General features: G+C 66.9%; 20 protein-coding genes and 1 tRNA gene. 11 read left to right on the top strand and 10 right to left on the bottom strand.

All coding sequences use genetic code 11. The annotated features are described in order from the left end of the window. Positions 1-47 precede the first annotated feature (47 nt). Positions 48-1,190, top strand: a complete 1,143-nt coding sequence (locus tag AC6I6X_RS02170; protein ID WP_497928872.1) for a CaiB/BaiF CoA transferase family protein — start codon at positions 48-50, stop codon at positions 1,188-1,190. Between the two features lie 68 nt (positions 1,191-1,258). Further along, complete coding sequence (cdd, locus tag AC6I6X_RS02175) at positions 1,259-1,657, top strand: cytidine deaminase (RefSeq protein WP_497928873.1); 399 nt, start codon at positions 1,259-1,261, stop codon at positions 1,655-1,657. A 22-nt stretch (positions 1,658-1,679) separates the two neighbouring features. Here cdd and AC6I6X_RS02180 read toward each other — a convergent pair whose 3' ends face one another. Then, positions 1,680-2,120 (bottom strand): DUF488 family protein, N3 subclade, encoded by a 441-nt coding sequence (locus tag AC6I6X_RS02180; RefSeq protein WP_497928874.1) that lies wholly within the window; start codon positions 2,118-2,120, stop codon positions 1,680-1,682. Between the two features lie 59 nt (positions 2,121-2,179). Between AC6I6X_RS02180 and AC6I6X_RS02185 the strand changes: the two genes are divergently transcribed. Beyond that, positions 2,180-3,001 (top strand): nucleoside phosphorylase, encoded by an 822-nt coding sequence (locus AC6I6X_RS02185; protein WP_497928875.1) that lies wholly within the window; start codon positions 2,180-2,182, stop codon positions 2,999-3,001. A gap of 6 nt (positions 3,002-3,007) precedes the next feature. Here the strand turns inward: AC6I6X_RS02185 and AC6I6X_RS02190 are convergent, their stop codons facing one another. From AC6I6X_RS02190 to AC6I6X_RS02205, 4 genes are all read right to left on the bottom strand, one after another. Beyond that, complete coding sequence (locus tag AC6I6X_RS02190; protein WP_497928876.1) at positions 3,008-3,775, bottom strand: mechanosensitive ion channel family protein; 768 nt, start codon at positions 3,773-3,775, stop codon at positions 3,008-3,010. 1 nt (position 3,776) lies between these two features. Beyond that, entirely contained in the window at positions 3,777-4,589 is an 813-nt protein-coding gene (gene dacZ, locus AC6I6X_RS02195) for a diadenylate cyclase DacZ (RefSeq protein WP_497928877.1), read from the bottom strand. A gap of 360 nt (positions 4,590-4,949) precedes the next feature. Next, positions 4,950-5,034 (bottom strand) — tRNA-Leu (locus tag AC6I6X_RS02200). Positions 5,035-5,080: 46 nt separating this feature from the next. Next, entirely contained in the window at positions 5,081-5,254 is a 174-nt protein-coding gene (locus tag AC6I6X_RS02205) for a hypothetical protein (protein WP_165874869.1), read from the bottom strand. 247 nt (positions 5,255-5,501) lie between these two features. Here AC6I6X_RS02205 and AC6I6X_RS02210 point away from each other — a divergent pair, with 247 nt between their 5' ends. Beyond that, positions 5,502-5,810: a transcription initiation factor IIB family protein gene (locus AC6I6X_RS02210; RefSeq protein WP_497928878.1), complete on the top strand. Its 309-nt coding sequence runs from the start codon at positions 5,502-5,504 to the stop codon at positions 5,808-5,810. Between the two features lie 244 nt (positions 5,811-6,054). On the opposite strand, the gene AC6I6X_RS02215 is transcribed toward AC6I6X_RS02210, so the two are convergent. Then, a complete protein-coding gene (locus tag AC6I6X_RS02215) occupies positions 6,055-6,525 on the bottom strand; it encodes a phosphopantetheine adenylyltransferase (RefSeq protein WP_497928879.1) in 471 nt (156 codons plus the stop codon). Positions 6,526-6,674: 149 nt separating this feature from the next. Here AC6I6X_RS02215 and AC6I6X_RS02220 point away from each other — a divergent pair, with 149 nt between their 5' ends. From AC6I6X_RS02220 to AC6I6X_RS02235, 4 genes are all read left to right on the top strand, one after another. Then, positions 6,675-8,930, top strand: a complete 2,256-nt coding sequence (locus AC6I6X_RS02220; RefSeq protein ID WP_497928880.1) for an NADP-dependent malic enzyme — start codon at positions 6,675-6,677, stop codon at positions 8,928-8,930. A 225-nt stretch (positions 8,931-9,155) separates the two neighbouring features. Further along, a complete protein-coding gene (locus tag AC6I6X_RS02225) occupies positions 9,156-10,526 on the top strand; it encodes an outer membrane protein assembly factor BamB family protein (RefSeq protein WP_497928881.1) in 1,371 nt (456 codons plus the stop codon). Positions 10,527-10,621: 95 nt separating this feature from the next. Beyond that, positions 10,622-11,959 (top strand): hydroxymethylglutaryl-CoA synthase, encoded by a 1,338-nt coding sequence (hmgB, locus tag AC6I6X_RS02230; RefSeq protein ID WP_497928882.1) that lies wholly within the window; start codon positions 10,622-10,624, stop codon positions 11,957-11,959. 93 nt (positions 11,960-12,052) lie between these two features. Beyond that, entirely contained in the window at positions 12,053-13,327 is a 1,275-nt protein-coding gene (locus AC6I6X_RS02235) for an AI-2E family transporter (RefSeq protein ID WP_497928883.1), read from the top strand. A gap of 19 nt (positions 13,328-13,346) precedes the next feature. Here AC6I6X_RS02235 and AC6I6X_RS02240 read toward each other — a convergent pair whose 3' ends face one another. Further along, entirely contained in the window at positions 13,347-14,051 is a 705-nt protein-coding gene (locus AC6I6X_RS02240; RefSeq protein WP_497929636.1) for a DUF2270 domain-containing protein, read from the bottom strand. Positions 14,052-14,308: 257 nt separating this feature from the next. On the opposite strand from AC6I6X_RS02240, the gene gcvPA reads away from it, so the two are divergent. Together gcvPA and gcvPB are read left to right on the top strand one after the other, a co-directional pair. Continuing rightward, positions 14,309-15,646, top strand: a complete 1,338-nt coding sequence (gcvPA, locus tag AC6I6X_RS02245; protein WP_497928884.1) for an aminomethyl-transferring glycine dehydrogenase subunit GcvPA — start codon at positions 14,309-14,311, stop codon at positions 15,644-15,646. Then, positions 15,643-17,145 carry an aminomethyl-transferring glycine dehydrogenase subunit GcvPB gene (gcvPB, locus tag AC6I6X_RS02250; protein WP_497928885.1) on the top strand — a complete coding sequence of 501 codons (1,503 nt, stop codon included), beginning with the start codon at positions 15,643-15,645 and terminating at the stop codon, positions 17,143-17,145. The genes gcvPA and gcvPB overlap by 4 nt, the downstream gene beginning before the upstream one ends. A gap of 12 nt (positions 17,146-17,157) precedes the next feature. On the opposite strand, the gene AC6I6X_RS02255 is transcribed toward gcvPB, so the two are convergent. Together AC6I6X_RS02255 and AC6I6X_RS02260 are read right to left on the bottom strand one after the other, a co-directional pair. Continuing rightward, positions 17,158-18,906 (bottom strand): inositol monophosphatase family protein, encoded by a 1,749-nt coding sequence (locus tag AC6I6X_RS02255; RefSeq protein WP_497928886.1) that lies wholly within the window; start codon positions 18,904-18,906, stop codon positions 17,158-17,160. A gap of 272 nt (positions 18,907-19,178) precedes the next feature. Continuing rightward, positions 19,179-19,346 (bottom strand): DUF7838 family putative zinc beta-ribbon protein, encoded by a 168-nt coding sequence (locus AC6I6X_RS02260; RefSeq protein ID WP_497928887.1) that lies wholly within the window; start codon positions 19,344-19,346, stop codon positions 19,179-19,181. A 101-nt stretch (positions 19,347-19,447) separates the two neighbouring features. On the opposite strand from AC6I6X_RS02260, the gene AC6I6X_RS02265 reads away from it, so the two are divergent. Then, positions 19,448-19,981 carry a cob(I)yrinic acid a,c-diamide adenosyltransferase gene (locus AC6I6X_RS02265; protein ID WP_497928888.1) on the top strand — a complete coding sequence of 178 codons (534 nt, stop codon included), beginning with the start codon at positions 19,448-19,450 and terminating at the stop codon, positions 19,979-19,981. Positions 19,982-20,045: 64 nt separating this feature from the next. Here AC6I6X_RS02265 and AC6I6X_RS02270 read toward each other — a convergent pair whose 3' ends face one another. Further along, positions 20,046-21,821, bottom strand: a complete 1,776-nt coding sequence (locus AC6I6X_RS02270; RefSeq protein WP_497928889.1) for an adenine deaminase C-terminal domain-containing protein — start codon at positions 21,819-21,821, stop codon at positions 20,046-20,048. Positions 21,822-21,832: the final 11 nt, after the last annotated feature.

Consider the following 21,832-nt stretch of genomic DNA (forward strand, 5'->3'; position numbering starts at 1 on the left):
GGTTCCGTATACCGACGATAAAGTACTGCCCCGTCGTGACTGCAGGTATGAACCTCGATTCGATCGGCGTGATCGATCTGACGCGGCTCCTGCCCGGTCCGTACGCCACCCAGTTGCTCGCCGACCTCGGCGCCGACGTGATCAAGATCGAAGAGCCCGATCGCGGCGATTACGCGCGGGACCTGCCGCCGATTACCGACGACGGCACCGGCGCCGTCTTCGAGGCGGTCAACCGCGGGAAACGCAGCGTCACACTGGACCTGAAGCGCGAGGACGGACGCGACGCGTTCCTGGAACTCGCCGAGGACGCGGATGTCCTGATCGAGAGCTTCCGCCCCGGCGTCGTCGATCGGCTCGGAATCGACCACGAGACGGTACGCGATCGCAATCCCGACCTGGTCTACTGCTCGCTCTCCGGCTACGGGCAGGCGGGACCGTACCGCGATCACGCCGGTCACGACCTCGGCTACGTCGGCCTGGCCGGTCTGCTCGACGTGACCCGAACGGATCGCGACGAACGGCCCCGGATTCCAGGGTACCCGATCGCGGACATGGCCGGCGGACTGTCCGCCGCGTTCGCGATCGTCTCGGCCCTGCTCTCGCGGGAACTGGGGGACGCTGGCGGCACCTACCTCGACTGCTCGCTCTCGGACGCGGTGCTGTCGTTCTCGCAGGCGGTCGCGACGCCCGCCCTGTACGGCGACGAGCCCCGGCCGGGCGGCGGCTTCCTCACCGGCGGCCACCCGTGGTACAACGTCTACGAGACGGCCGACGGCCGGTACGTCACGCTCTCGGCGCTCGAACCCAAGTTCTGGCAGGCGTTTTGCGAGGCGATCGATCGCCCCGACCTCGCGTCCGTCCACGGGACCGACGACGAGGCCGAACGGGCGGCCCTCCGGGCCGAACTCGAGGACGTGTTCGCCGAGCGAACCCGCGACGAGTGGGTCGCGTTCGTCGACCCGGACGTCCCAGTCGCGCCAGTCCTGACGCCGGCGGAAGCGCTCGAGCACCCCCAGTTCGCCGACCGCGGGATGGTCAGGCGGGGCGACGACCCGGCGATCCTCTCGCCGATCAGGGGTGCGTCGCCCGCGCCGTCGGAGACGCCGGGCCACGGCGAGCACACCCGGGACGTCCTCGCATCCGTCGGCTACGACGGGGCGACGATCGAGTCCCTGCTGGACGGAGACTGATTCCGGGAGCGGCCGCCGATCGCGATCGGGTCGGTACTTTCTTCCTCGAACCCGAGATACCTCTTGCCATGAGCGCAGACGAACTCGTCGCGGCCGCCCGGGAGATCCAGTCGCAGTCGCACGTCCCCTACTCCGAGTACCGCGTCGGGGCCGCCCTCGAGACCGCCGACGGCGAGGTGTTCGTCGGCTGTAACCTGGAGAACGCGAACTACAGCAACAGCCTCCACGCCGAGGAGGTCGCGATCGCGGAGGCGGTCAAGAACGGCCACCGCGACTTTTCGCGGATCGCAGTCAGTTCCAGCCGCCGCGACGGGGTCACCCCCTGTGGCATGTGCCGCCAGACGCTGACCGAGTTCTGCGACGACGACCTCGTCGTGATCTGCGACGAGGGGGACGAAGAACCCGCCTCAGAGTACGCGCTCGGCGATCTGCTGCCGAACACGATTACGGAGGAGACGCTCGAGTAGCGCCGCTGGCCCGTGGTCCCGCTCAGTCGTCGGCCAGTTGCGTCTCGAGCCGATCGCGCAGGATCGTCCGGTGACACCGCTTCTTGTCCGTGTTCTCGAAACAGACGAGCGCGATCGACTCGCCGCTCTCCAGCCGATCGCACAGCGACTCGAACGCCGCCCAGGCGTCCGGGGATTCGTCTATGTGCTCGCGGTACCGCTCGTCGAAGTCGACCCGATCCCACGCTGCGTTGTGCGCGCCTTCCTCGCAGAGACCCTGCATCTTGAACTCCTCCTCGACGTCGTTGATCTCGTCGAGCAAGGCGGACGGCAGCCCGAGTTCGGGTACGTTCTCGTCGACGGCCGCGTGGAACCACCCGGTCGGGCTCCGGACGACGCCGACGAGCGTCGCGTCCGGCGGAACGTCGGCCCGATCGTGCTGGATCGCGGCGACGTAGGTGTCCGAGAGCGTCGCGTCTCCCATACGCGGGCTACGTCCGCCCCGCATTTATATACAGTGTCGGTGCGAAACGCCGCTATTCAATGCCAGGGGACAGCGAAGATCCCAACGCTGACGTACAGTATCACCTGGAGGTCGGCCCCGAAGACGTCGCCGACACCGTACTCTTGCCGGGCAACCCCGAACGGCTCGAGAAGATCGTCGCCCACTGGGACGACCACGACGTCGTCGCCCACCACCGCGAGTACCGGACCGCGACGGGGACCGCCGAGGGGACGCCGATCTCCGTCACCTCGACCGGGATCGGGAGTCCCTCCGCCGCGATCGCCGTCGAGGAACTCGCCCGCGTCGGCTCGGACACGTTCATCCGGGTCGGCTCCTGCGGCGCGCTCCAGGCCGAGATGGACGTCGGCGACCTCGTGATCACGACCGGGGCCGTCCGCCAGGAGGGGACCAGCGACGAGTACGTCCGCGAGGATTACCCCGCCGCAGCGGACCACGAGGTCGTCTCGGCGCTCGTCGCCGCCGCCGAACGGCTCGGCTACGACTACCACACCGGCGTGACGATGAGCGCCGATTCCTTCTACGCCGGGCAGGGCCGCCCCGGCTTCGACGGCTTCGAGGCCGCGGGCGCGGACGACCTCGTCGATCAGCTCGCCGAAGCCAACGTCAAGAACATCGAGATGGAAGCCAGCGCCATCCTCACGCTCGCGACTCTCTACGGCCTCCGGGCCGGCGCCGTCTGTACCGTCTACGCCAACCGCGAAACGGGCGAGTTCCGGACCGAAGGCGAGTCACGCGCGGCCGAGACGGCAACCCTCGCGACCCACCTGCTGGCGAAGATGGACGCGGTCAAGCGCGAGGCGGGTGTCGATCGCTGGCACGCCGGCCTCTCGATCGACTGAGACGGGTCACTCCCTGACCCGGACGATCCCGTTCTCGAACACCTTCCGGTTGGGAACGATGTACTCCTCCGAGTCGCTCTCGATCTTCGTCACGAACAGATCGACCTCCTGGACGATGCCCGACTGGTCGCCGATCTCGATCTCGTCGCCGATGCTGTACGGCTGGTTGAGCAACAGGTAGATTCCCGCCGCGCTCGAGACGAGGAAGTCCTTGAACGCGAAGGTACCGACGATCACGATCCCGGCCGCGTAGATCGTCAGCAAAATCATCAGCGCGATAACGTGGACGCCGATCTGGCCCAGCGCGATGATAAACGCCACGTAGAGGACCGAGTACTTGACGATTTTCGGAATCACCGACACCTCCGGGAGTTTGACCCCGCGGAGGTACTCGCTGACCACCAGTTCGGACTTGTCCGCGATGATGAAGCCGAGAATGAGCACGAGGACGGCAATGAACACCTGCGGGATGAACTCCGTTACGCGCAGCCAGAACGCGTTCGTATCGAGCAACTGCGCGATGTGGATCGCCGTCAGGACGGCGATCCCGTAGATGAACCACGAACTCAACCGCGCGACGATCTCGACCGTCGAGGTTCCGATCGACTGGGCGGTCCGCTCGAACGGTGTCCCTTCGACTGCGTCGGGAACGCCGGAGGCGGTGAGCAACTCCTTGTTCAGTCGGCCGACGAGATAGCCGATCACCAGCCCGAGTGCCAGCACCGCCGCTGCTATGACGGCCGGTTCGTCGATCAGCGTCTGCCAGTCCACCATATCAGTACGCCTCCGGATCGACCTCCAGGATGAGTTCTCCCGCTTTGAACGCGCGCACCAGCCCGTCGCTCTCCGAGAGCACGATCGCGATCGCGTTCGTATCGCGGGTGATGGCTCCCCCGGCCATGTGCCGCGCACCCAGCCCCTTCGGGATGTCCACGCCTTCCGCCGACGGTTCGAGGTAGCGGTACGCCGAGACGATCTTGCCCGCGTCCGAGATCACGAACGCGCCGTCGAGCCGCGAGAACTCCTTTAGCATCACGTTCACGATCGGATCGCCGACGTGAACGTGGGACTTCTCGAAGGGATTGTACGACAGCGGCCGGGACTTGTTCATCACCTTGCCCGCGTCGCCGACGACGAACAGCGCCCCGACCGGCTTCCCCTTCTGGCCCTTCTTTCCGAGTTCGATCGCCAGTTCCAGCACCGCCTTGATGACGTCCGGCTCCGCGCGCGATTTCGCGAAGAGGTCGTAGATACCGGTGTGCTGGTCCGCGCTCGCTCGCACGCGAGAGACGGTGTCGATCTCGTCGCCGAAGACGCCCGTCGCGCACGCGAGCACGTCGCCGTCCTCGATCAGATCCTGTTCGAACGCCCCTTCGATTCCGAACCGAATCCGTTCGGACATCTCGTCGAACGCGAGCGGGAGTTCGACGAACGTCTCGGCCCCCACGGCGTTTTCGGTTCCCACGACGATCAGGTCGAGATCGTCGAGATTCGAGAACCGCTCGTAGTACGACCCACTCGGCGAGAAGAGGACGACCGCGTCCACGCTCGAGAAGATGTCCCCGAACACGTCGTCTAATCCGGCCATTGCTCATAACACCCAGTCGCGCGCGAATAAACGTTGTGAAGCGTCAGACGTGTGTCCGTCGTCCGAGCGATCGGATCTGGGGGCATCCGAGCGGTTCGCCCGCGATCGTGTCGACCGATCGCGATCCGGTGGCGGATCGATCGCGGTCGATCACGTTCCGATCGACAGCGCTCGCGATCGGTTCGAGTGTTGGGATCTGGGACGCGATCGAGACCGATCGCGCGGGCCCGGATTCGAACGACAGTGCGGGACCGGATTCGAACAACGTCAGAGAACCTGCTCCCTTCGGTCGCAGAACCTCTGCCTCGTTCGAATCCGGTCGGCGATTTTTACGGCTCACGGAGTTGTTCGCCGTGAAAATGCGCGGGACCGGATTCGAACCGGCGGACCCCTACGGGACAGCGTCCTAAGCGCTGCGCCGTTGGCCTGGCTTGGCTACCCGCGCTCACGTCCCGCTTTTTTCGAATCGAGTAAGAAGCTGTCGATCCGTCCTACTCGTGTTTGACCGGTTCCTCCGGTGACCAGTCCGGGGGCACGATAAACGTCACGTGCTCCGGATCACGGAGCTGGTGGAGTTCGGCCGCCTGTTCGGCCAGCGATCGGTCCCGGTACGGCATCTCGAGACCACAGCCGGTACAGACGAGTTTGCACGTTGGTTCTTTCATAGCGGAACGCGAGCCGCAGACCGGGATCGAACGACAAGCGTCGTGCTACCCTTGGCTCTTCCCCGGCTTTAGTAGTCGTCTCCTAGTGAAATCGGCTGTGAACGGCCGTTTCCCTGAGTCGTTCGTAGCTGAACGTTGCCCCGCGTAGCTCCGTATTGGGCATCGTTTCACCGGCTCTCAGCGGACTGGGTCGACGATCCCCGGCCGTGTCCGTGGGTTTATCCCGGATGACGCGATAGGTCGTCGTATGCACAGCGCCCGGGATCGCATCGAGTACGAACCGTGGCTCGAGGAACTCGAGGCCGTCGCCGATCGCCTCGACCTCGCGGACGGGGCACGGTCGTGTGCCATCGATCTCTTTCTCGCGGACGTTCCCGAGACCGATCGATCGAAACGGGCCGTCCTCGCGGCCAGTCTCTACGCCGGGTCGCTCGTCGCCGGCGACGGGCGGACCCAGGGGGCCGTCGCCGATGCCGCGGACGTCTCGCGACTCTCGATCCAGTCGCGCTGGAAGGACCTCCTCGAATCGGCCGGGCTCGAGCCACCGCGCTGGTAGGGACCGTTTCACCGGTCAGCGGATCGCTTATCCTCGTAAGTGTACGATACGCTGACGAAACGGTCGCAGTCGATCGCGGAATTGTTCGATAGGAAATGAGACGCGCCCGTTCGAGCGCGGTGACGGGCCGCGATCGGCGGGACCGAGAACCGCGGGGCAACTCATACGGATTGCTGTAACGATTTACCGGCGCAACCGCCGCCCGGATCGCGGTTGCGCCGGAAATGACTTACAGTAAACCGTATCAGGCGTCGTCCGAGAGCAGGGCCCCGTGTTCGTCGATCTCTCCCTCGACGATCCGGGTACTCGAGATGATGTCCCCGTCCTCGGCGCGGACGTGGGGCACGACGACGACCTCGAGCGGGTCGTGCCCGCGCTCGCGTCGGATCTCGTTGATCCGCTCGCCGCCGTCGCGGGTCTCCGGCGAGACGACGAGGTAGTCGAACTGGGGCTCGGTCGCGATCCCGGTCGGCTCCTCCAGGGTCCGGATCTCGAACTCGCGATCGTACTCCGCCGCGAAGGATTCGAGTTCCGCTTCGAGTCGCCGCTCTCGTTCGTCGTACGGCCTGACCCGCCGTTCGACGTGCCGTGTCCTGGGTGCGAGCTCGTCGCTGGTCAGCCCGACGGTCACGTCTCCGAGTTCGAACGCCCGCTCGAACAGCCGTCGGTGGCCGTCGTGAACGGGGTCGAACGTCCCACCAAGCGCGACGTCCATATCCCATCCCAGTTGGGCGGAGCGTATAAAACGGTCGAATCCCCGACTTCCGGGCTGGTTCGCCGTCGGCCACGTCCGGCCGGGGATTACGACAGGTGTCGAAACTCCCCTTCGCATTGTTTTTAGTCCTGCCCCGCACTGTCACCGGTATGGGATTAGACGAGGACGCACTCGAATACCACCGGACGGATCCGCCCGGAAAGATCGAGATTTCGACCACGAAATCGACGAACACCCAGCGTGACCTCTCGCTCGCCTACTCACCCGGCGTCGCGGCCCCGTGTATGGAGATCGACGCCGACCCGACGGACGCCTACACCTACACCGCGAAGGGGAACCTCGTGGGCGTCGTCTCGAACGGCTCGGCCGTGCTGGGACTGGGAGACATCGGCGCGCAGGCCTCCAAACCCGTCATGGAAGGGAAAGGCGTCCTGTTCAAGCGCTTCGCCGACATCGACGTCTTCGACATCGAACTCGACGAGTCCGACCCGGACAAGATCGTCGAGGCGGTGAAGATGATGGAGCCGACCTTCGGCGGGATCAATCTGGAGGACATCAAGGCCCCCGAGTGTTTCACCATCGAGGAACGGCTCCGCGAGGAGATCGACGTCCCCGTCTTCCACGACGACCAGCACGGGACCGCCATCATCTCCGGTGCCGCCCTGCTCAACGCCGCCGACATCGCCGGGAAAGACCTCGAAGACCTCGAGATCGTCTTCTCGGGCGCCGGCGCGAGCGCGATCGCCACGGCCCGCTTCTACGTCTCGCTCGGCTGCAAGAAGGAGAACATCACCATGTGTGACTCCTCGGGGATCATCACCCGGGAGCGCGCGGAGCGCGGCGAGGTCAACGAGTACAAGCGACAGTTCGCCCGCGACGTACGCGAGGGCGACCTCGCGGACGCGATGGAAGGAGCGGACGTCTTCGTCGGCCTCTCGATCGGCGGCATCGTCAGCCAGGAGATGATCCAGTCGATGGCCTCGGATCCGATCGTCTTCGCGATGGCCAACCCCGATCCGGAGATCGGCTACGAGGAGGCCAAGGCGGCCCGCGACGACGACGTTATCATGGCGACCGGCCGATCCGACTACCCGAACCAGGTCAACAACGTCCTCGGGTTCCCCTTCATCTTCCGCGGCGCACTGGACGTCCGCGCGACCGAGATCAACGAGGAGATGAAAGTCGCCTGCGCCCGGGCCCTCGCCGACCTCGCCCGCGAGGACGTGCCGGACGCGGTCGTCAAGGCCTACGGCGACGAACCGCTCCAGTTCGGCCCCGACTACATCATCCCGAAACCGGTCGATCCGCGCGTGCTGTTCCGCGTCGCGCCGTCGATCGCGGAGGCCGCGATGGAGTCGGGTGCCGCCCGCACCGAGATCGATCTCGACGAGTACGAGGAGGAACTCGAGGCCCGCCTCGGGAAGTCCCGCGAGATGATGCGGGTCGTGCTCAACAAGGCCAAGAGCGATCCGAAGACGGTCGCGCTCGCGGAGGGCGAGAACGAGAAGATGATCCGGGCGGCCTACCAGATCCAGGAGCAGGGCATCGCGCTCCCGATCCTCATCGGCGACGAGAGCGAGATCCGCCAGACGGCCGCGAACCTCGGCCTCGACTTCGATCCACAGGTCGCCGACCCCTCCGTGGGTGACTACGAGGCGTACGCCGAACGGCTCCACGAACTCCGCCAGCGCAAGGGGATCACCCGGTCCGAAGCGGGCGAACTCATCGAGCACGACACGAACTACTTCGGCAGCGTGATGGTCGAACAGGGCGACGCCGACGCGCTCCTGACCGGCCTCTCCCATCACTATCCCTCGGCGCTTCGGCCGCCCCTGCAGGTGGTCGGCACCGACGAGGACGTCGACTACGCCGCGGGGGTCTACATGCTCACGTTCAAGAATCGCGTGATATTCGTGGCCGACGCGACGGTCAACCAGGACCCCGACGAGGAGGTCCTCGCGGAAGTGACCAGACAGACCGGGAAACTGGCCCGTCGGTTCAACATCGAACCCCGCGCCGCACTGCTGTCGTACTCGAACTTCGGGAGCGTGGACAACGAGGGAACCCGCAAACCGCGGCGGGCCGCGAAGATGCTCCAGAACGACCCCGAGGTCGATTTCCCGGTCGACGGGGAGATGCAGGCCGACACTGCGGTCGTCGAGGACATCCTCGAGGGAACGTACGGCTTCTCCGAACTCGAGGAACCCGCGAACGTGCTCGTCTTCCCGAACCTCGAGTCGGGGAACATCGGGTACAAACTGCTCCAGCGTCTCGGCGGCGCGGACGCGATCGGTCCCATGCTCGTCGGCATGGACAAACCGGTCCACGTCCTCCAGCGCGGCGACGAAGTCAAGGACATCGTGAACCTGGCTGGCGTGGCCGTCGTGGACGCCCAGCAGGAGTAGCAGTCGCGATCGACCGCCGTCCAACTCGGTGAAAGGCCGTCGATCCGTGGGGTCGACGAGTGGCGGCCGAACGGGACCGCCACTGTCCCCGGTTTGCCTGCTCTGGACGAACCCAGCAGAATCGTGGTTTATTTTGCTGGCCGGCGTTCTCGACACACAGAAGAACTCCACATGCACCCGACGAACCAGTCTCGAGCGCCCGGGAACGATCGGGGGCGTTCCGTCATGCCATCTCGACGGCGCCTCCTTCGACTGACCGGCGCGACGGCGGTCGCGGGCCTCGCCGGTTGTAGCGACGATACGGGGGTCCTGGACGACAGCAGTACCGGGACCGACGAGACCTGTGGTACTGGCGCGGATCCGGCCGATTCGGTCTCGGCGTACGCGACACACCCCGACGACGACGTCTCACTGTTCCGTCGCGGACTGCGTCGACTCGGGTACTACCCCGACGAAGTCGTCCCGTCGTCCGTGCGCGTCAACTGGACGTTCCCGATCAACTACGTCGGACACACCGCGGCGAAGTCGAGTCCCGTCCCGTCACCCGACGGGGAGACGATCGCGATCGCGGGCGACTCCGGGTGGGTCCACGCCTACGCGCCGACCGGGGAACTCCGCTGGTCGACGCGGACGGGTGCGACGGAACTCGGCTTTCACGGCTCCCCGGCGATCGTCGAGGACACGGTCTACATCGGCGGCTACGACGGCGACCTCTACGCGCTCGACCTCGAGACCGGCGACTTCGTCTGGCGGACGCGATCGGACGATCTCGGGGGGACGCTCGCGGTCGGGTCGAGTCCGGCCTACTACGACGGGACGCTCTACGTCATCGCGGAGTACGGATCGCCCTCGTCGGGGGCTCTCTGGGCGATCGATCCGGACACCGGCGATCCCATCTGGAGCGACGATCGCGTGTGGGGCCAGCCTCACCCGTCGCCGACGATCGATCTCGACGCGGGACGGATCCTCGCCGGGTCGAACGACGGCGTCGTCTACTGCTGGGAGTTTCCGTCCCTCGAGTTCGCCTGGGAGTTCCAGGCCGAGGCGGACGGCGAGGAGCGGGAAGGCGGCGCGTTCTACGCGGGCGCCGAAATCAAGGGGACGGTCGCCGCTCACGACGGCTACGGCTACGTCGGTTCCTGGGACGAGAGATTCTACTGCCTCGATCTCGAGGACGGGTCCCAGGAGTGGGTCTTCGAGACGGACGGGTCGATCATGTCGAACCCGGCCGTCGACGTCGACGAAGACGTCGTCTACATGGGAAGCGACGACGAGTACGTCTACGCGATCGACGCTGCGTCCGGCGACGAGTTGTGGTCGACGAACGTCGGCGGGCGCGTCATCGGTGCCCTCTCCGTTACCGCGGGGACGGTACTCGTCGGATCGTACGACGGTCACCTCTACGCCCTCGATAAGGAGACGGGCGACCGATGCTGGCGGGTCGAGAACCGGGGTCGCGTCACCAGTGCGCCGGTTCCCGTCGACGGGCGGATCTACTACGCGGAGCGGGCCGTCTTCTCGAACTACTACGACGACGACCGGGAGACGGTTATGGAGGAACCGGGCCACGCGTACTGCCTGGTCGGCGACGAGTAGCCGGTCGGATCGCGACTCGAACGCCGACGCCCGATACGTCGATCGTCGAATCCTCAAACGACAATACCATATAGCGTCGGCAATAGTCTCCACCTATGACAGCAGTCGGTATCGACGCGATCGAGATCTGGACGGGAAATCTCAAACTCGACCTGCCCGGCACGTTCGCTCCCGAGAAGGGCGAAGACCCCGAAAAGTACACGAAGGGGCTCGGGTTGACGGCCAGTTCGTTTCCCGACAGTTACGAGGACATCGTCACGATGGCGGCCAACGCGGCCCACCGGCTGATGGAACGCAAGGGGCTCGAACCCGAGGATATCGGCCGAATCGACGTCGCAACGGAGAGCGCGTTCGACAACTCGAAGCCGGTTTCGACGTACGTCGCGGGGTGTCTCGAGCAGGTCTACGACGGTGACTTCCACCACGCGAACAAGGGCGAACGGAAGTTCGCCTGTATCGCCGGGACCCAGAGTCTCGACGACGCGTACAACTGGATCCGGGCGGGACGGAATCGCGGCCGCGGGGCGCTCGTGATCGCGACCGACACCGCACTCTACGCGCGCGGCGACGCCGGCGAAGCCACCCAGGGAGCGGGCGCGGTCGCGATGTACATCGCCGAGGATCCCGACCTGGTCGAACTCTCGGCCGAACAGGGTTACGGTTCGGCCGACGAAACCGACTTCCTCAAACCCAACCAGCAGTTCCCCTCGGTCGACGGCAAACGCTCCGTGCAGGTGTATCTCGCCCGGATGCGCGAGGCGCTCGAGGACTACGAGAGCGTCGCGGGCGACGTCCACCCCGACGACATCGTCTTCGCGCCGTTCCACACGCCGTTCCCGGGGATGGTCCGCAAGGCGGCGATGCTCGCCTACCGCCACATCACGCGCGACACCGCGATCGAGGACGAACTCGCGGAGGAGATCGGCCGCCAGCCCCGTCCCGAAGCGTTCGATACCGACGACGCCTACCGCGACGCGCTCCGCGAGTACATGGACGCGCTCAAGGGGACGGCTCGGTACCAGGAGTGGTACGACGCGACCATCGACCCGACGCTGACGATATCGCGCGAGGTCGGCAACTGGTACACCGGGTCGGTTCACGTCGCCCGCGTGAGCGCGCTCAAGACGGCCCTGGAGGCCGGGCGCGATCTGACGGGAGAGCAACTGCTGGTCGGCTCCTACGGCAGCGGTGCCCAGGCCGAGATCCACGCCGAGACGATCCAGCCCGGCTGGGAGGACGAAATCGCGGCACTGAACGTCGACGAACAGCTCGCGAACCGGTACGACATGAGCTGGGCGGACTACGAGGAGATCCACGACGCCCACAACCACGACATGGACGTCGACGTCGAGGAGTTCACGACCCCCGGCGAGGAGTTCGTTTTCGACGGCTGGGGTCGAATGGGCGAACGGAAGTACCGCTACGTCGAGTAGCGCGATCGCCGTCGGTTCCCGTTCGCGGATTCGATCGCCGATCGTCGCCATCTGGCCCCGGGGATAATGTAGCGTGTGCCCCCAAGTGAGGGTATGGCCGACGACGCCGATTCCTCGAACTGGTTCGCCGACGGGGCGGGGTTGACCGCGCTCGCGCTGGTGAGCGTCGCCCTCGCGACGCTCATCGTCCTGCCGTACCTCCAGTACATTCTCCTCGGTGTGGTCCTCGCGTACATCCTCGTGCCCGCACAGCGGCGGCTCGAAACGGTCGTCAGTCCGGTGATCGCGGCACTCGTGCTCGTCGCCGTGGCGATTCTCGCGATCCTCCTCCCGACGATGTACATCCTCGCGATCGCGCTCCAGCAGGCACTCGAGGTGGTGACGGCCGTCCAGGAGGGAACACTCGACGTCCGCGACGTCGAAGAGCGACTCGAATCGAGCGGGATCACCGTCGATATCGCCGAGATGTACGGGACCTACCGGGAGCCGATCGGCACCGCCCTTCAGGGGGTCGCGGGCACGGGGATCGAGTTCGTTGGCGGGGTACCCGGCCTCCTCATCGGGCTCACGGTGACGCTATTCGTGCTGTTCGCGCTGTTGCGCGACGGCGATCGACTCGTCGCGTGGACGCGTCGCGTCGCCCCGATCGAGGACGACGTGCAACGGGAACTGATCACCGAACTGGATCAACTGATGTGGGCGTCGGTCGTCGGAAACGTCGCCGTGGCGGCGATCCAGGCGGTCCTGCTGGCGACCGGGCTGTGGCTGCTCGGCGTTCCTGCCGTGGCGTTTCTCGGTGTGGTCACGTTCGTCCTGACGTTGCTCCCGCTCGTCGGCGCGTTCGGGGTCTGGGTGCCGGTCGTCCTCTATCTCCTCGCGATCGGTGACGTCCTCTCGGCCGGCGTTCTCGTCGTCTACGGCTCGCTCGTGAGCGCCTCGGATACGTACCTTCGCCCGGCACTCATCGGCAAGACGGGCGCGTTCAACTCCGCGATCATCGTCGTCGGTATCTTCGGCGGCATCGTCGTCTTCGGTGCCGTCGGCCTCTTCGTCGGTCCTGTCGTGCTCGGCGGTGCCAAGGTCACGCTGGACCTGTTCGCTCGGGAAGGAGCGGCGCGGCCGGGCGAATTCGGTGCGCCCGGGGGCGAGGCTGGCCCCGACGTCGACGCCGCCGTGGCCACCGACGCGGGTGACGACGCCGCGGTCGATACCGAACCCGATACCGGCATTCGATCCGACAGAGAAGACGACGCCGATCGCGCACCGGATTCGGACCCGGACGACGATCGATCGGCCCCGGCGGAGGACGCGGAGGTCTCCGACGCTGGTGCCGCCGGGACGAACGGCGAATCCGACGCCGACGAGTAGCGTCGACGCCCTTCGGTCGTCAATCGTTCTTCCAGTCGCCGGACCTGGTCCCGTGGATTTCCCCTTTCGCCCGACGCCGGCCGGAAAGCAGTGCGAGTGCGCCAACGGCGAAAAAGAAGACGCCGAGCGCCCCGGCGACGTAGTACCCGTGAACGCCGGGCAACTCGGCGGCCTCCGTCCAGCGCTGTTCCGGCGTGAACAGGGTGACCTTGAACGCCCACGCGGTCCCGGTCACTGCGAACAGCAACCCATAGACGCGACGAAGCCGCCGCGATAGCGCCTCCCGAACGGAGACCTTGAACGTCGGATTTCGCAGGTCGTCGCTCAGTTCCTCGCGCCAGTAGGCGTGCTCGACGCCGGACGGCTTGAGGACGTTCGCGAAGACGTTTTCCTGGAGGTATCGCACGCGCGCCCGCCAGTGATCGTAGAACCGGTACCGGCGGACCTCGTAGAACAGAAAGACGGACAGGGCAAACAGGCCGATCAACAGCAAGAACGCCGGCATCCGTGGACTCGCAAAGACCAGCGACAGAAGCGCCGCCAATAGCGCGATCGCCCAGTCGGTCGTCCGGTCGATCCGATCCTGTGCGCTGGTGGCCTGGCTAACCTCGCCCCGGTAGAAGTGGGGCAGGACGGCCAGAAATTCCTCGCGGTCCGTCGCGATGTCGGCCCCGATCTCCTGATCCTCCCGATCGAGCGGCGAATCGCGGTCGTCGACGGTCATGACGGGATCCCCACACCAGCCGGTTGTATCGTGATTCGCGTAGCACCTGCAGGCAGGCATCGCCCGAAGCGCGTCGTGCCGTTCGGGGACGCCGGTCGGCGGGCGTCGGGAGCGCTCGATCGGTCGCGTCAGAAGAGGTGCGTTCATTATCCCGTGGCCGTAAGAAGCGGATATCGTGTCTCGGATCGAATCCTGCCGTCCACGGGTCCGGTGGCGGAGCGGCGTGGCGAGCGCGTTCGATCGGGACCTGCTCTAGCATGTACGGAACAGACACCACGGGGAGTCCGTACGCTCCCCACACGGATGCGGATCGGACGGCGATGCTCGACGCGATCGGGATCGACGCGGTCGAAGACCTCTTCGACATCCCCGACGACGTTCGATTCGACGAGGAGTTCGGCATCGAGTCGCGAACGGAACGCGAGACGCGGCGGCTGGTCCGGTCGATCCTCGGGCGCAACCACGACCTGACCGAGTTACTCGGACGGGGCCACTACGGCTACTACGTGCCGTCGCTCGTCGACCACCTCGCGGATCGATCGGAGTTTCTCACCTCCTACACCCAGTACCAGCCCGAAGTGTCGCAGGGGTTCCTGCAGGCGCTCTTCGAGTACCAGTCGCTGCTGGTCGAACTGACGGGCCTCGATATCGCGAACTGCTCGATGTACGACGCCGCGACGGCCCTGGGCGAGGCCGCGACGCTGGCCGACCGGGTCCGCGCCACGAGCGGGCACCGGGTACTCGTCCCGGATCTCCTGCTCGAGGGGCGCCGAAGCACGCTCGCGAACTACGTGGCCGGAACCGACCTCTCGATCGAGGAGTACCCGACCGAGGACGGTACCGTCGACGTCGACGCGCTCTCGGCCGCTGTCGACGAGGACGTCGTCATGGTCTACGCCGAGAACCCGACCGTTCGCGGGACGATCGAGGAGGAACTCGATTCGATCGGTGACCTCGCCGCGGACGAGGACGCGCTGTTCGTGCTGGGCTCGGACCCGATCGCGCTCTCCCTGCTCCAGCGGCCGGCCGACGTCGGCGCGGACGTCGTTGTCGGCGACGCGAGCGTGCTCGGCCTGCCGACCAGCTACGGGATGGGGCTCGGCCTCTTCGCCTGTCGCGAGGACTACCTCCGGCAGGTGCCCGGCCGACTCGTCGGCGCGAGCGAGGACGCGACCGATCGCCGAGCGTACACGCTCACGCTCCAGACCCGCGAACAGCACATCCGCCGGGAACGCGCGACGAGCAACATCTGTACGAACCAGGCGTGGGTCGCGCTCCGGACGGCGATGCACGCCGCGTACCTGGGGCCGAACGGGATGGTCGACCTCGCCAAACGGGGCGTCACGCGGGCCGAGGACCTCGCCGATCGGCTCGACGACCTCGTCGGCGTCAAAGCGCCGGTGCACGATCGACGCCACTTCCGGGAGTTCGTGGCCCACGTCGACCAGCCGGCGCGAGCGATCGCCGACGACCTCGAGACGCGCGGGTTCGCGGTCCACGTGGTCGGCGAGCACGAGATCCAGGTCTGCGTCGCCGGCGTCCCGGACGATCGGATCGACGGCTTCGTCGAGGCGTTCACGGAGGTGGTTCGATGACGGACGAGAGCGCGGACGGACACCCCGCCCAGGAGCGGGCCGAACAGGCTCGCTACGACCAGGCCCGGTACGTCGAGGACGGGCAGTACGAACCCCTACTCGCCGAGAAGGACCGGACCGAGGTCGAGATCGACGCGGACGACTCCCCGCTTCCGGACGACCTCACGCGGGAGTCGATCGAACTCCCGGAACTCTCCGAACCCGAACTGGCCCGCCACTACACGCGCCTCTCGCAGATGATCTACGGGATCGACAGCGGCCCCTACCCGCTGGGCTCGTGTACGATGAAGTACAACCCGAAGTTCACCGAGGACGTGGCCGCCCTGCCGGACGCGGCGGTCCACCCCGATCGGTCCGAGGGGTCGATCCAGGGGACCCTCGAACTCATGTACCGCCTGCAGGACTATCTGGCCCGGATCGGCGGGATGGACGCCGTGACGCTCCAGCCGCCGGCGGGGGCGGCCGGCGAGTTCGTCGGCATCCGCGTCGCCGCGGCCTACCACGAGCACAACGACGAGGGCCACCGCGACGAGGTCATCATTCCGGAGAGCGCCCACGGGACGAACTTCGCGACCGCCGCGCTCGGCGGGTACGAGGTCGTCTCCCTGCCCAGCGACGACGAGGGGCGGGTCGACCTCGAGGCGCTCGAGGCGGCGCTCTCGGAGAACACGGCCGCGTTGATGCTCACGAACCCGAACACGCTCGGGCTATTCGAGCGCGACATCACCGAAATCGCCGAGATGGTCCACGACGTCGGCGGCCTCCTCTACTACGACGGGGCGAATCTGAACGCCCTCCTGGGTCGCGCCCGGCCGGGAGACATGGGCTTCGACGTGATGCACTACAACGTCCACAAGACGTTCGCGACGCCCCACGGCGGCGGCGGCCCCGGTGCCGGCCCCGTCGGCGTCGTGGAGGACCTCGCGCCGTTCCTCCCCGCGCCGCGCGTCCGGGAGGCTCGTGACGGGAGCGGCACGGACCGCGAGCAGACCTACGAACTGTTCGATCCCGAGCACACGATCGGGCAGGTCCACGGCTACCGGGGGAACTGGCTCGTGCTCGTCAAGACGTTCGCCTACATCGCCCGCCTGGGCGACGAGGGGCTCACCGACGCCAGCGCGAAGGCGGTGCTCAACGCGAACTACCTCGCGAGTCGGATCGACTACGACGTCCCCTACGAGCCGTTCCACCACGAGTTCGTCGCCAGCGCGGGCGACCAGGACGCTGCCGACGTCGCAAAGCGGATGCTCGACTACGGCGTCCACCCGCCGACGACCAAGTGGCCCGAGATCGTCCCCGAGGCGTTGATGACCGAACCGACCGAGGTCGAGAGCAAGGCAACGCTCGATCGGCTCGCTGCGGCGTTCAACGCCGTCATCGAGGAGGACGACGAGACGCTCGCGGCCGCCCCCGATCGGACGACGGCTCGACGGATCGACCAGACCAGTGCGGCACGGAACCCGCGGCTCTCGTGGCAAGCGCTCGCGGACGACGAGTAATCGCCACGGCGCTCACCGCGACGGCGTGGCCAGCCCGATGTCGCGTTCCAGGTGGTCGAGCAGCGCGGGGTGGAGCGAGCCGTTGGAACCCAGCAGGGCCGCCCGTTCGTCGGTTTCGAGGGCGAACGCGAACGGCTGACCGGTCTCGTCCGTGATCTCCGCGCCGGCGGCGCGAGCGATCACGAGGCCGGCGGCGACGTCCCACGGGTAGGTGTCGTACTCCCAGGTGGCGTCGGCGCTGCCGCTGGCGAGATAACAGAGGTTGAGCGCGGCCGAGCCGAGTCGGCGGACGCCGCGTGACTCCTGGTAGAAGTGCGAGAGGAAGGTCCCGTCGGGATCGTACCCCGAGATGAGCATGCTCTCGTCGAGGCGATCCCGATCGGTCGTCTCGATTCGAGCCCCGTCTTTTCTGGCCTCGCGGCCCGCGACGGCGCTGAACAGTTCGTCGGTTTCGGGAACGTAGACGACGCCAAGCACCGGCTCGCCGTCCTCGACGAGCGCGATCGAGATCGAGTAGTTCGGGTTGCCGTGGGCGAAGTTCCCCGTCCCGTCGAGGGGATCGACGACCCACGTGTACGCCGAGTCGGCGCCTGTCTGGCGGGCGCTCTCCTCGGAGAAGATCGCGTGGTTGGAGAACTCGTTGCCGATGACCGTCGTGATGATCCGATCGGCCTGGTGGTCGGCCTCGGTGACGATGTCCGACTTGTCGTTCTTGACGTCGACAGACTCGACCTGGCCGTGGAGTTCCCGGAGCGGGTCGCCGGCGGCCTGGGCGGCCTCTTTCGCGATCGTGAGCGCACGGTCGACGGTGTCCGCCTCGGGATCGTCCGTCCCGGACGCCGTGGCAGACCCCGAGAACGTCGCGGTGACGCGATCGGCGTCACCGTCGGCTGATGCGCCCGGCCCGTCGGCGTCGCGGACGTCCCAGCCGAGTTTCTTCGAGATGGCGGTGAAGAAGTGATCGTCGTAGCTGGTCCGGACGACGTGTGCGAGCTTGTCGGCGCCCGTGACGACGATCTCGTCGCCTTCGTCGAGGATCGCGTGCGCCCGGCCGCCGTCGACCTGGAGGCTCGCCCGTCCCCGGGTGGTGATCCGGAGTTCGGTTTCCGGCGAGAAGACGACCGGCCGAACGCCGATCTGGTGCGTGTGCAGGGGGACGAGCTGGAGGGTGTGGTTGTTGACGGGGTAGTGGACGGGCCCATCGGCCGAGAGCGAGACGCCGGTCGAACCGGTTGGCGTCGAGACGGCGATGCCGGTCCCCTCGAACTCGCCGACGTACTCGTCGTCGGCGTGGACGGCGAGCCGCGTGACCTTCCGATCGATCGGGTTCTCCGGCGGGACGTGCTGGATCATCACGTCGTTGATCCCGGTGGCCTCGATCCCTGGACCGTCGACCGCGACCTGCTGGCGGCTGTCGACCGAGGCCCGGCCGCGGATGGTCTCGTCGAGCGCCGCCCCGATATCCTCGGGTTCGACCCGGGCCAGAAAGGCGAGCGTCCCCGTGTTGACCCCGAGTTGCGGAATGTTCCGGGGTGCGAACGACTTGACGCCTTCGAGGAAAGTGCCGTCGCCCCCGAGGGTGACGCCAAGCGTCGCCCGGTTCTCGTCGTACGCGTCGTCGATGTCGTCCCCGACGTCGACGATCGAGAGGTCGATCCCGCGGTCGTCGGTCCAGGTCTCGAGCCGATCGAGCGCCGCGTCGCTGTCGGGGCTGACGATCGCGATGAGTTCGTCCGTCGTGGCCAGCCTGCGTCCTTGCATCGTATCCCGTGCTCACAGCAGAGCACGGCCAGTTATATATCGACTCCCGAACTGGCCGCTGTTTCGCCAAGCCGTGTTTTCATGCACGTACTGATGAACTGAGTAAAACTGATTACCAGTCGAAAGAGGCGGGAGAGATACCGATCGAGAACGATTCCGGGGGTTGCGAAGTAGGTGTTCGATCCGCGGTTCGTACGGACTACTGCAGGCCAGTTCCGGCGCAACCGCGATCGCTGTGCGGTTGCACCGGCACATCGGTACAGCAGGCCGTGTCAGGCCTCTGCGGTGCTGGTGTCGATACCGTTGATCCGGACGAAGCCGTAGTCACAGTTCGGACAGTGCCACTTGACCTTCTCGCCGAGGTGGAGCGTCGTGCTCGCGGCGCGGTAGAACGTGACCTCCCCGCAGTTCGGACACTCGCCGTCGCGTTCCATGGACATGCCGAAGGCTACCGACCGGAGCGAGTTTAACGTACTGATTTTCCCCCGACCGCACGAGATACGACAGCGGAGTTAAGTGAGCCCCGGCCATCGGTTCTCGTATGTCGATCTACACAGGTCGCGGCGACGAGGGCAAGACCGACCTCCGGGACATGACGCGGGTCTCGAAGGCGAGCGCCCGGATCGAGGCCTACGGGACCGTCGACGAACTCAACGCGCTGATCGGGACGATCCGCCCGACGAGTCACGACGACGTCGACGAGCGACTCCGGTCGGTCCAGAACCACCTCCACGTCGTCCTGGCCGACTTCGCGAACCCGGATCCAGACGAGGACGACCCCGTCGTTCGCGCCGAACACGTCGAGACGATCGAAGACTGGATCGACGAGTACGACGAGGAACTGGAGCCGCTAACTTCGTTCATCCTGCCGACCGGAAGCGAACACGGCGCCCAGCTCCACCACGCGCGGACGGTCTGTCGACGCGCCGAACGCCGGGCGGTCGCGCTCGCGAACGAGGAACCGATCAACGAACAGGCCGTGCAGTACCTGAACCGCCTCTCGGACGGGCTGTTCACCTTCGCCCGCGTCGTGAACAAGCGCGACGGCGAACCCGAGGAGTCGCCGCGGTACTGAGTTGTCGAGCGGCCCGAAAACGCGCTCCCGGGTGGTGCGGGCGCCCAGACGTCGTCGACGTGGGTTACGATTCTGCAATCGATTCGTCAGTATCCGGATCCAGTCCGACCAGCGATCGGTCCAGCACGTCGGCGTACCCCGAGGACGTGAGTTTGAGCGCGGGGACGCCGAGGAACGTGAGCGTCTGGAGGGTCAACAGGGGTCGATCGACCGCGACGCCGAGATCGTCGAGGGCGCGTTCGAGCGCCTCGAAGCCGTCCGCGACGTCTTCGGGCGGTGCGTCTGCTGCAGTCGCGGCGACCGGCATCGCGAGGTCGGCGACGACCTCGCCGTCCCGCGCGACGGCGAATCCGCCCCCCATCGCACGCACGCGCTCGGCGGCCGCGAGCGCGTCGTCGGTGTCAGCGGCGACGGTTACGAGCCCCGCGGTCTCCCACGTCCCGCTGGCGGCGACGGCACCTGTCTCGAGGCCGTACCCGGTGAGAAAGCCCGTGAACCCGCTGTCCTCGGTCGCCGGATCCCGATCGAGTAGCGTGGCCGTACAGACGTCGGCTTCGGGGTCCGGGCCGAATCGCTCTGCTTCGCCCGCAGTCTCCACGACGGCCGGTTCGACCGTCGTCTCGGTCGTCACGAGTCCCTCCTCGACCGCCATCGCGCGAACGGTTTCTCCCGAGGCCGCCGATCGCGGGGCGGTGAACCGCTCGCGATCGAGGTCGACGGCGACGGTGTCGGTGGCGAAATCGGGGTACGGATCGGTCCGGGGCTCGACCGTGGGTGCACCGTCGTCGACGACGATCGACCCGTCCGTGAGCACCGTCTCGACGCGCATCGACTCGAGGTCGTCGACGAGAACGAGATCGGCGATCGCACCCGGCGCGATCACGCCGCGGTCCCCGAGTCCGAACTGTTCGGCGGGGTTCCGCGTGGCGGCGTCGATCGCGTCCGCGGCGGGGATGCCGGCCTCGATCGCGCGCCGGACCACCTCGCCCATCCCGAAACCGTCGACGAGATCCGGCGGCCAGACGCCGTCGGTCGAGAGCGAGACGCTCCCCCGATCGACGTCCGGGAACGCCTCGACGAAGGGGTCGAGGTCGTCGCGGATGGTGCCACAGCGGCCGACCACGTGGAGACCGTGTTCCGCACGCCGGCGGATCCCCTCGGCCGAGATGGCCTCGTGGTCGTTGTCGACGACGGTCGCGAACGCCCGGAGCGCGGCCCCGCGACAGCCTGCCCCGTGGCCGACGATCGTCTCGTCGGCCTCGCGTGCACGGTCGTAGAGCCGTTCGACCGGAGAATCCCGGCCGACGACGTGGATCCAGTCGATCTCGCCGACGCCGACGACTCTCTCGTGGTCGAGCAGGCCCGCGAGTGCCTCGAGTTCGGAGTCGTCGGCGGTCGCCGGATCGAAGGTATCGACCAGCCCCTGCGGCGGCAGGGTACAGAAGACCGAGAGCGGGAGATCGGCGGTCCGATCGAGCGTCGTCTCGACGCCGCGACTCCCGAAGAGCAGCCCCAGTCCGGAGGTCTCGGTGACGATCGACGTCGTTCCGGTCGCGAGCAGTGGCGGGGCGGCCCGCTCGGGCGTGAGGTGGATGTCGGCGTGCGTGTGTGCGTCGATAAAGCCGGGGAGGACGACGCGATCGGCCGCCGAGACGACCGTGGTGTCCGGCCCGACGACGGAGTCGTCGTCCTCGAGCAGGGCGGCGATCCGATCGCCGACGACCGCGACGTCGCGATCGAGGAACTCGCGGCGATTCGAGCAGTAGACGCGACCATCCCGGACGACCAGGTCGGCGGTCGCGCCCTCGCGTTCGAGCGCGATCGGCTGGCACTCGTTCATGGGGCGTGATT

The organism is Halosolutus sp. YCN4 (genome assembly GCF_059736495.1).

Coding starts and splice junctions, on each gene's coding strand:
- AC6I6X_RS02170 (WP_497928872.1), top strand. CDS start 48: ATGAACCTCGATTCGATCGGCGTGATCGATCTGACGCGGCTCCTGCCC.
- cdd (WP_497928873.1), top strand. CDS start 1,259: ATGAGCGCAGACGAACTCGTCGCGGCCGCCCGGGAGATCCAGTCGCAG.
- AC6I6X_RS02180 (WP_497928874.1), bottom strand. CDS start 2,120: ATGGGAGACGCGACGCTCTCGGACACCTACGTCGCCGCGATCCAGCAC.
- AC6I6X_RS02185 (WP_497928875.1), top strand. CDS start 2,180: ATGCCAGGGGACAGCGAAGATCCCAACGCTGACGTACAGTATCACCTG.
- AC6I6X_RS02190 (WP_497928876.1), bottom strand. CDS start 3,775: ATGGTGGACTGGCAGACGCTGATCGACGAACCGGCCGTCATAGCAGCG.
- dacZ (WP_497928877.1), bottom strand. CDS start 4,589: ATGGCCGGATTAGACGACGTGTTCGGGGACATCTTCTCGAGCGTGGAC.
- AC6I6X_RS02205 (WP_165874869.1), bottom strand. CDS start 5,254: ATGAAAGAACCAACGTGCAAACTCGTCTGTACCGGCTGTGGTCTCGAG.
- AC6I6X_RS02210 (WP_497928878.1), top strand. CDS start 5,502: ATGCACAGCGCCCGGGATCGCATCGAGTACGAACCGTGGCTCGAGGAA.
- AC6I6X_RS02215 (WP_497928879.1), bottom strand. CDS start 6,525: ATGGACGTCGCGCTTGGTGGGACGTTCGACCCCGTTCACGACGGCCAC.
- AC6I6X_RS02220 (WP_497928880.1), top strand. CDS start 6,675: ATGGGATTAGACGAGGACGCACTCGAATACCACCGGACGGATCCGCCC.
- AC6I6X_RS02225 (WP_497928881.1), top strand. CDS start 9,156: ATGCCATCTCGACGGCGCCTCCTTCGACTGACCGGCGCGACGGCGGTC.
- hmgB (WP_497928882.1), top strand. CDS start 10,622: ATGACAGCAGTCGGTATCGACGCGATCGAGATCTGGACGGGAAATCTC.
- AC6I6X_RS02235 (WP_497928883.1), top strand. CDS start 12,053: ATGGCCGACGACGCCGATTCCTCGAACTGGTTCGCCGACGGGGCGGGG.
- AC6I6X_RS02240 (WP_497929636.1), bottom strand. CDS start 14,051: ATGACCGTCGACGACCGCGATTCGCCGCTCGATCGGGAGGATCAGGAG.
- gcvPA (WP_497928884.1), top strand. CDS start 14,309: ATGTACGGAACAGACACCACGGGGAGTCCGTACGCTCCCCACACGGAT.
- gcvPB (WP_497928885.1), top strand. CDS start 15,643: ATGACGGACGAGAGCGCGGACGGACACCCCGCCCAGGAGCGGGCCGAA.
- AC6I6X_RS02255 (WP_497928886.1), bottom strand. CDS start 18,906: ATGCAAGGACGCAGGCTGGCCACGACGGACGAACTCATCGCGATCGTC.
- AC6I6X_RS02260 (WP_497928887.1), bottom strand. CDS start 19,346: ATGTCCATGGAACGCGACGGCGAGTGTCCGAACTGCGGGGAGGTCACG.
- AC6I6X_RS02265 (WP_497928888.1), top strand. CDS start 19,448: ATGTCGATCTACACAGGTCGCGGCGACGAGGGCAAGACCGACCTCCGG.
- AC6I6X_RS02270 (WP_497928889.1), bottom strand. CDS start 21,821: ATGAACGAGTGCCAGCCGATCGCGCTCGAACGCGAGGGCGCGACCGCC.